A 7,614-nucleotide genomic window follows, 5' to 3' on the forward strand; every position below is an offset into this window, starting at 1 on the left:
CACCGATGACCCCGCCCTACCTGCTCCTCGACATCGACGGCGTCCTCATACCGTTCCCGGCCGCCGACGGCAGCACCCCGCCCACCCACGTCCGCCACACCGTCCTGCCCACCGGCCGACACCCCGACGACCCCGTCCCCATCTGGCTCAACCCGAGCCAGGGCGTCCTTCTCACCGACCTCCTGACCAGCGGACTCGTCACCCCCGTGTGGTGCACGAGCTGGCGCAAGGACGCCACCACGATCATCGGCCCTCTCCTGGGGCTGCCCGACTTCCCCTACCTCGACCTGCCTCACCCCCAGATCACCACCAGCCACCCCAACGGCTACCTCTGGAAACGCGACCACGTCGACACCTGGCTCGGCAGAGCTCCCGCCGTATGGATCGACGACGACTTCACCAACCTCGACCACGCCTGGGCGGCGGAGCGCACCTCCAGGGGAACGCCGACCCTCATCGTCCAGCCCGACCCACATCTCGGGCTGCAGCCCGAGCATCTGACCAAGGTGACGAAGTGGGTCTCGCAGCTACCCACAGCCCGCGCCGTCTGACGACTGATGCCCTCGCCGCCACGAGCAGCGAGGGCATCAGGATGCTGCGCTGTGGGGTCTGACTCCCTGGTGTCTGTGGAGTCGGGAACCACCTCAGGCGGTGCCGACTGCCCTGCCGGACCTACGGATCGGCTGGCCGAGAAGCTCCTCTACCTCCGCGGAGGCGGCGTCGATGAATTCCTGACCGAACAGACAGAGGGACTTCTCCCAGGGGTGCCCAAAACAGCCCATACGGAAGTCTTCCGAGAGGTAGATGTAGTAATCCCCATCGGGGTACGGGCTCAAAGGCCAGGCCAGCTGCCCCGGGCCACCGACGCCCAGCGGTGCGAAGCGATACGACGTGTGCTGCCAGTCGAGCGCGAGCAGAGTTCCGCTCGGGCCCATGCAGGACTTCAGCCCCTGCTCGACCACCTCGACCAAGCGGTCCAAACGCTCGTATTCAGGGTCGTCGTCAAGCACGGCAAGGCTCCAGGTAACCGATGCGACGGGCTCCTTGATGGCCGGCCACTTGCAAGAACTCGTACTCGGCCGGAACCTGAACTCGTCGTAGAAGCGGTCCCAAACGCGTCGATACTCGGTCTCAAGCAGCTCGACCACGGGGCTCTCCATCATGGCCCGACCCTATCGAGTCGCCAGTGTGAGGATCGGGATAGATCCTTCACGGAACTTCGCTCCCCTCCACTCGGACCATCAAGGCATTCCGTGAGAGGCGGGGGACGGCCTGATAGCCTGCGATCTTCGCCGGTCGCCCGGACGGAGTCCCCCGGCAGGTCTTCATGTCTTGCTCTGAGCAGCTCATGACAGCTCTCGATGCCCTGGACCACGCCTTCGCCTCAGAAGGTTCCTTCCTCGTCACAGGATGCACGTACTGCTACGGCGAGCACGACTTCGCCGAACTCTCCGGCCCGCTGCACCTCATTGGCGACGACCTGGTTTCCTCGGTTGCCGCAAAGACGCCTGATCATTGGGAAGACTTTCCTCGTCTCTATCGTCACCTCGTCCCGCGCATCATTCGCCTACTCGTCACCGGCCGGCTCCACATCGACGAGGAGCTCATTGCCTCCCGCCTGATCCACGCGGGCTGGGCCACCTGGGACTTGCCCTTGACCGAGGCCCTGCGGGACGTCTGGTCCGCTTGGTGGCAGAGCACGCTGCATACCCACCCCAGCCCCGTGCCCGTCAGGGATTCCCTCAGCGTCATCACCGTGGCCACCAACAGCCTGCGTCCTTGGCTGAACACATGGACCGCGACCAATACCCCAGCCGCCGACGCGCACTTGGCAGACCTCGTCGACGACGTGATGTTCGAGTTCGAGATCACCGACTTGCGCATGGGCTTCTACGATGAGTACGACGCCACTGCCGAACTGCTGGGCTGGCTTCTCACCGACGTGCGCGATCGTGTCATCGACACACGTCTCGACGCCCCCTTCCTCTATGAGCACCTTCAGGCCACCGCTCAGCGCTCCAGCTGATCTGGTACGCCATCCGGAACTGAACGGAAAGCCCCGTCTCCTCAGGGTTGGGCGTTCTCCGAGGGAACATTTCCGGTGTTCCCTCGGGGAACGTGTCGCACCAGGGGCTGTGCCGGCCCTCGCCTGCCGGTCCCTTCGTCGGGAATCTGGCTGGGAGAAACCGGGGTCAGCGGTGCCGACTGCGCTCCTCGGGCCTCGTGGCCACTGGCGTAGCCGGATGGCGTGGCGTGGCGGACCTGGCTGATGTGCCACTGATGGCGCTTTGCCTGCGAGCCTCATGGGCGACGAGCGGGACGCTCGCACGCTAAGCAGCGACATCGAGGACGGCGGCCACTACTGACAACCGACACGAAGGAGAGGCCACTTGGCCAACATCCAGAAGCGACCCAACGGCAAATGGCGGGCCCGCTACCGCGACCTCGACGGCAAGGAGCACGCGCGCCACTTCGAGCGCAAGCTCGACGCCCAGCGCTGGCTCGACGAGGTCACGGCCAGCATCGTGACCGGCCAGTACGTCGACCCGCGTGCCGGACGGATCACGTTCGAGAAGTACGCGAAGAAGTGGGAGGAGTCGCTCATCGCCAGCGAGGCGGGCGAGCGCATCACCGACAACGCGCTGCGACTGCACCTCGTCCCGGCGCTCGGCTCCCGCGCCATGGCGGCGATACGCCGCAACGACATCCAGGTGCTGTTCAAGAACCTGTCCGAACTGCTCGGCCCCGGCAGCGTGCGCAACGTCTACGACGTCCTCGTGCGCGTCATGACCGCAGCCGTGGAGGACAAGGTCATCCCGTCCAGCCCGTGTCGCCGGATCACCCTCCCGCCCACGTCGGACGAGGAGGTCACCCCGCCCACGGTCGCCCAGGTCGAGGCCATGGCTCGGGGGATGCCGCCGTACATCCGTGCGGCCATCGTCACGCTCGCCGGGTCAGGCTTGCGCATAGGTGAGTTGCTCGGCCTCAAAGTGGCGGACGTCGACTTCAAGGCCGGCAGCATCCGTGTGGAGCGGCAGCGGCTCCAGTCGGGGAAGATCGGTCCGCCGAAGACCGCCAAGTCCCGGCGGACGGTTCCGGTCGGGGAAGTCGTCACCGACGCGCTCCTCGGGCACCTTGCCGCGCGCCCTTCCACGGATTGGCTCTTCACGATGGAGGAGGGCGAGCCGCTCAACTACCGACGGTGGAAGACCGAGTGGAACTGCGCCCGCAGGTGGCTCCAGGCGGAGGAGAACAAGGCGGCCGGGCGCGAAGGCCGCAAGCCCGTCGAGCTGCCGCACATGGTGACCCACGACCTGCGGCACTTCTACGCCTCCGCGCTCATCGCCGGAGGAGCGAGCGTCAAGCAGGTGCAGCTGGTCCTCGGCCACGCGTCCGCCGTCATCACCCTGCGGATCTACGCGCATCTGTGGCCCGGAGAAGAAGACCGCACCCGCTCCGTCATGGACGCCGTTCTCGGCGGCCTGCGGACCGGGTGCGGACAGGTAGCCGATACGACCAGCGAAACCGCAGGTCAGACGGCCTAACCAGAGATCAAGCCTTCTTGGTCTCCCAGAAGATCTTGTCGATCTGGGCGATGTAGTCCAGCGCCTTCTGGCCCGTCGCCGGGTCCGTGGAGGCCTTCGCGGCCGACAGCGCCTTCAGGGCGTCGTTGACCAGCTGGTGCAGCTCCGGGTACTTCTCGAAGTGCGGGGGCTTGAAGTAGTCGCTCCACAGCACCGAGACGTGGTGCTTGGCGAGCTCGGCGCGCTGCTCCTTGATGACCACTGCGCGGGCCCGGAAGTGCGGGTCCTCGTTGGCCTGGTACTTCTCCTGGACGGCCTTGACGGACTCCGCCTCGATGCGGGCCTGGGCCGGGTCGTACACGCCGCAGGGCAGGTCGCAGTGGGCGCTGACCTTCACCTTGGGGGCAAACAGGCGGGAAAGCATTGAGCTGTCCTTCCTCGTGATCGTCTTCTCAGGTGGGACATTACTCCGTGAGAGACGGGATTTAGTGGGTGCCCCCATGGGCTTAGGCCAAAAGTCCAGGGTGAGGATGGGTCCAGTGGCCGAATGTACGGAACGCTGTACGGGACGGTGTACTGGACGGACCGGGGAGGTGCCGGAGAGATGCGGGAGGTGCCGGAGTTGCCTGAGCTGACGCAGGAGCAGCCCGGGCGGGGGCTGGCGGCGCGTGTGCCGTTCCAGATGGTGGAGGTGATGGGGCCGTCGATGGTGCCCACCCTCCATCACGGGGACTGGCTGCTCGTGCAGTACGGGGCGACGGTGCGCCCCGGGGATGTGGTGATTCTGCGCCATCCGTTCCAGCAGGATCTGTTGATCGTCAAGCGGGCCGCCGAGCGTCGTCGGGGCGGCTGGTGGGTGCTGGCCGACAACACCTTCGCGGGCGGTGACAGCACGGATTACGGGACGGTGCCCGAGGAGCTCGTACTGGCCAGGGTCCGGGCGCGCTACCGGCCGCTGAAGAAGGATCAGCGGTCGCTGTGGGGTGTGGTGACCTGGGCGGTCTCCGCGCTGCGGCCGGTGTCGGCGGCCCGTTCCGTCTCCAGGCGCTTGCGGGCCCGGTAGGCGGCCACGTTGGCGCGGGTCGCGCAGCGGTCCGAGCAGTAGCGGCGGGAGCGGTTGGTCGAGGTGTCGAGGTAGGCGTTGCGGCACGGCGCCGCCTCGCACAGGCCGAGCCGGTCCACACCGTACGAGGTGAGATGGAAGGCGAGGCCCATCGCCGCGATGGCGGCGTACCCGGCTGTCGCGTTCGACGGGTGGTCGGCCAGGTGCATGTGCCAGTCCGGCTTGCCGTCCTCGTCGCGCAGATCGTGTCCGGAGATCTGCGGGCTGACCGGGAACTCCAGCAGCAGTGAGTTGAGCAGGTCGACGGCGAGTGTCTCGTCACCGCCGTCGGCCGCCTCGAAGACCGCGCGCAGCCGTGCCCGTACGGACCGGAAGCGGGTCACATCCGCATCGGTGGCCCGCCGGGCCGCCTGTCCGTTGGCGCCGAACAGCTCGCGGACCGCCTCGACGGAGGTGAGGGAGTCCTTGTTGCGGGCCGGCTCCTCGGTGTTGACCAGGCGCACGGCATAGTCCGAGTAATAGGCCAGTTCCACTTGTAGTCCTTACGGCGTCGGTCTAAAGTCGATGCAGCGAACGATGTAATAGTCTTTTACGGCTCCAGGGTATTACATGAAAGGTTCCTCGTGGCGGAGACAACGACAGGTACTGACTGGGCGGCCTGGCAGGCGAGCTGGGACCGGCAGCAGGAGTGGTACATGCCCGACCGCGAGGAACGGTTCCGGGTGATGCTGGACATGGTCGAGGCCATTGTCGGGCCTCGACCGAGAGTGCTCGACCTCGCATGCGGTACGGGAAGTATTACGGACCGGCTGCTCAAGCGGTTCCCCGAGGCCACCAGCACGGGCGTCGACCTCGACCCGGCGCTCCTTGCCATCGCCCGCGGTCACTTCGACGGCGACGAGCGCGTCAGCTTCGTCACCGCCGACCTCAAGGACCCGGACTGGGCAGGGCAGTTGCCGTACGACTCGTACGACGCCGTCCTCACCGCCACCGCCCTGCACTGGCTGCACACCGAACCGCTGACCGCGCTCTACCGGCGGATCGGCGGGCTCGTCAGGGAGGGCGGGGTGTTCATGAACGCCGACCACATGATCGACACCGAGACCCCCCGTATCAACGCGGCCGAACGCGCCCATCGCCACGCAACCATGGACCGTGCCAAGGCCGAGGGCGCTCTCGACTGGGCGGACTGGTGGGCCCTCACCGCCAAGGACCCGGTCCTCGCCGGGCCGACCGCGGAGCGGTACAAGATCTACGGCGAGCACGCGGACGGCGACATGCCGTCCGTGCGGTGGCACGCCGACACCCTGCGCGAGGCGGGGTTCGGTGAGGCGCGGGCCGTCTGGGCGTCGCCGTCGGACAGTCTGGTGCTGGCCGTGAAGTAGCGGCAGCATGCGCAGGAAGGGGCGGTACGGGCAGCGGCCCGTACCGCCTCTCCTATTTTTCTGTCGTCTGCTGCAACCCGCTGTGCGTCCCGCCGCACTGGAAGGGTGAGACGGTCCGCACCCGCGGGCCCGGAGAGGGGCGCTGACGATGCGGATCGGTGACGATGCCGCGCTGCACGCCTTCGTCGAGGGCAGACGTACCGCGCTGTTCCGCAGCGCGTACCTGCTGTGCGGCGACCGGCACGAGGCCGAGGACCTGGTCCAGGCGACGCTGGTCAAAGTGGTGCTCGGCGGACGGCGGCACGGGCGGCTCGACAACATCGAGGCGTACGCACGCAAGACCCTGGTCAACACCTACATCGCGGCCCGCCGCCGGTTCTGGCGGCGCGAACAGTCGTACGGCGAACTGCCCGACCGCGCGGGCCATGCGCCCGACACGGACACCGGCCTCGCGGTGCGGGCGGCCCTCGCCCGGCTCACGGCCAAGCAGCGAGCCGTACTGGTGCTGCGCTACTGGGAGGACCTGAGCGTCGAGGCCACGGCCGAACTGCTCGGGATGCGGGAGAACACGGTCAAGAGCCATGCGGCTCGGGGGTTGGCGGCGCTGCGCGCCGAAATGGCAGAGGAATTCGTATGAACGACGTGCATGAGCTGTTGGGGCGGGTTGCCGCGGACGCGGGACAGCCGGTCATCTCCACCCAGGCGGTGTACGCCGGAGCCGCCCGGGTGCGACTGCGGCGCCGGGTCACCGTATCGGCGGCCGCACTCGCCGTGGTCGCCGCCGGAGTGGTCGCGGTACCGGGCCTCGCCTCGGGGGCGAAGCCGAAGGAGTCGTCGGTGGCGGCCCCGGCCGAGCTCGCGGGGAACACCGGCAGGGCCGAGCAGTTGGTCAAGCTGCTGCCCAAGGACGTGGGGAGCGTCGAACAGGTCTCGTTGGCCGTCATCATCAAGAACGCCACCCCCGAGCAGGCCAAGGAACACCCGGTGGGGCCGCTGGACGGACAGTACGCCGTCCGCAGGGACGGCGGCGTCGGCTATCTCACCGTCGACCTGAGGGATGCCGAGTCCGTCGCGAAGAAGTTCGGCGGGCTCGATCCGGCCGCGGATCTGTGCAAGCCGAACCGTGGGGAGCATCGTCCGGCGGACTGCGTACGCGAGGAGCTCCCGGACGGGCGGGTGCTGACCATCTGGAGCGACCCGATGAAGTACGGGGGCACACCCCTGTGGGGGCCCGAGCTCGTCGGCCGGCTCGCCCTGAAGGACGGCGGACTGCTGGCCGTCCGCAGCAGCACCGGTCTCAAGAGCGCACAGGCGCAGGGCCCGCTCCTCAAGACCCCGCCGCTCAGCCGCGCCCAGATGCGGACCCTGATGCTCAGCCCGGAACTGATGCCGAAGAAGTGAAGTAGGAGCAGCAGCGAGGATACGACGAGGAGGGCGGTACGGACCGGTCCAGGTCCGTACCGCCCTCCTCGCGCGCTCTTAGAGGGTGTTCGGTACCGTTTCATGCTGCCGCGGGCGGTTTCGGGCGGAGGTATTGCCCGATTTGGCTCGGGCTCGCGGTCAGCCTGCTGACCATGGAGTTGACCATGGCCCAATGGATCATCGAACGGGACCGCTCCGGCAGCGCCTCGTAATCGCGGTG

At 67.7% G+C, this 7,614-nt stretch carries 10 protein-coding genes and 1 pseudogene; 8 read left to right on the forward strand and 3 right to left on the reverse strand.

Annotated elements, in window-relative coordinates; translation table 11 throughout:
* Nucleotides 1–5 precede the first annotated feature (5 nt).
* A complete protein-coding gene (locus ACIPEK_RS10720; RefSeq protein ID WP_401993415.1) occupies nucleotides 6–551 on the forward strand; it encodes an HAD domain-containing protein in 546 nt (181 codons plus the stop codon).
* A 93-nt stretch (nucleotides 552–644) separates the two neighbouring features.
* Here ACIPEK_RS10720 and ACIPEK_RS10725 read toward each other — a convergent pair whose 3' ends face one another.
* Nucleotides 645–1,148, reverse strand: coding sequence for a DUF2716 domain-containing protein (locus ACIPEK_RS10725; RefSeq protein ID WP_401993417.1), 504 nt, complete (start codon nucleotides 1,146–1,148; stop codon nucleotides 645–647).
* 179 nt (nucleotides 1,149–1,327) lie between these two features.
* Here ACIPEK_RS10725 and ACIPEK_RS10730 point away from each other — a divergent pair, with 179 nt between their 5' ends.
* The 3 genes and pseudogenes from ACIPEK_RS10730 to ACIPEK_RS10740 all read left to right on the forward strand — a co-directional run bounded on the left by ACIPEK_RS10730 (nucleotide 1,328) and on the right by ACIPEK_RS10740 (nucleotide 3,545).
* Complete coding sequence (locus ACIPEK_RS10730; RefSeq protein WP_401993420.1) at nucleotides 1,328–2,026, forward strand: hypothetical protein; 699 nt, start codon at nucleotides 1,328–1,330, stop codon at nucleotides 2,024–2,026.
* 274 nt (nucleotides 2,027–2,300) lie between these two features.
* Nucleotides 2,301–2,366: pseudogene (locus tag ACIPEK_RS10735) on the forward strand (XRE family transcriptional regulator); the annotation flags it as partial.
* A 24-nt stretch (nucleotides 2,367–2,390) separates the two neighbouring features.
* Nucleotides 2,391–3,545 (forward strand): tyrosine-type recombinase/integrase, encoded by a 1,155-nt coding sequence (locus tag ACIPEK_RS10740; RefSeq protein ID WP_401993423.1) that lies wholly within the window; start codon nucleotides 2,391–2,393, stop codon nucleotides 3,543–3,545.
* 7 nt (nucleotides 3,546–3,552) lie between these two features.
* Here ACIPEK_RS10740 and sodN read toward each other — a convergent pair whose 3' ends face one another.
* Entirely contained in the window at nucleotides 3,553–3,948 is a 396-nt protein-coding gene (sodN, locus tag ACIPEK_RS10745; protein WP_093899557.1) for a superoxide dismutase, Ni, read from the reverse strand.
* 180 nt (nucleotides 3,949–4,128) lie between these two features.
* Here sodN and sodX point away from each other — a divergent pair, with 180 nt between their 5' ends.
* Nucleotides 4,129–4,587 (forward strand): nickel-type superoxide dismutase maturation protease, encoded by a 459-nt coding sequence (gene sodX / locus ACIPEK_RS10750; RefSeq protein ID WP_401993482.1) that lies wholly within the window; start codon nucleotides 4,129–4,131, stop codon nucleotides 4,585–4,587.
* Here the strand turns inward: sodX and ACIPEK_RS10755 are convergent.
* On the reverse strand, nucleotides 4,491–5,120 hold the full coding sequence (locus tag ACIPEK_RS10755; protein WP_383074277.1) for a CGNR zinc finger domain-containing protein: 630 nt from the start codon (nucleotides 5,118–5,120) through the stop codon (nucleotides 4,491–4,493). The two genes, sodX and ACIPEK_RS10755, sit on opposite strands and share 97 nt — an antisense overlap.
* A 90-nt stretch (nucleotides 5,121–5,210) precedes the next feature.
* Here ACIPEK_RS10755 and ACIPEK_RS10760 point away from each other — a divergent pair, with 90 nt between their 5' ends.
* The 3 genes from ACIPEK_RS10760 (at nucleotide 5,211) to ACIPEK_RS10770 (ending at nucleotide 7,373) form a co-directional block, all read left to right on the forward strand.
* The gene (locus ACIPEK_RS10760) at nucleotides 5,211–5,972 is read left to right on the forward strand and encodes a class I SAM-dependent methyltransferase (protein ID WP_401993427.1); all 762 of its coding nucleotides are present in this window, start codon (nucleotides 5,211–5,213) and stop codon (nucleotides 5,970–5,972) included.
* Nucleotides 5,973–6,120: 148 nt separating this feature from the next.
* Entirely contained in the window at nucleotides 6,121–6,609 is a 489-nt protein-coding gene (locus ACIPEK_RS10765) for a SigE family RNA polymerase sigma factor (RefSeq protein WP_401993430.1), read from the forward strand.
* The gene (locus ACIPEK_RS10770) at nucleotides 6,606–7,373 is read left to right on the forward strand and encodes a hypothetical protein (protein ID WP_401993433.1); all 768 of its coding nucleotides are present in this window, start codon (nucleotides 6,606–6,608) and stop codon (nucleotides 7,371–7,373) included. The genes ACIPEK_RS10765 and ACIPEK_RS10770 overlap by 4 nt, the downstream gene beginning before the upstream one ends.
* Nucleotides 7,374–7,614 lie beyond the last annotated feature (241 nt).

Source organism: Streptomyces sp. NPDC088246, assembly GCF_044741025.1.
Taxonomy (GTDB): Bacteria; Actinomycetota; Actinomycetes; order Streptomycetales; family Streptomycetaceae; genus Streptomyces.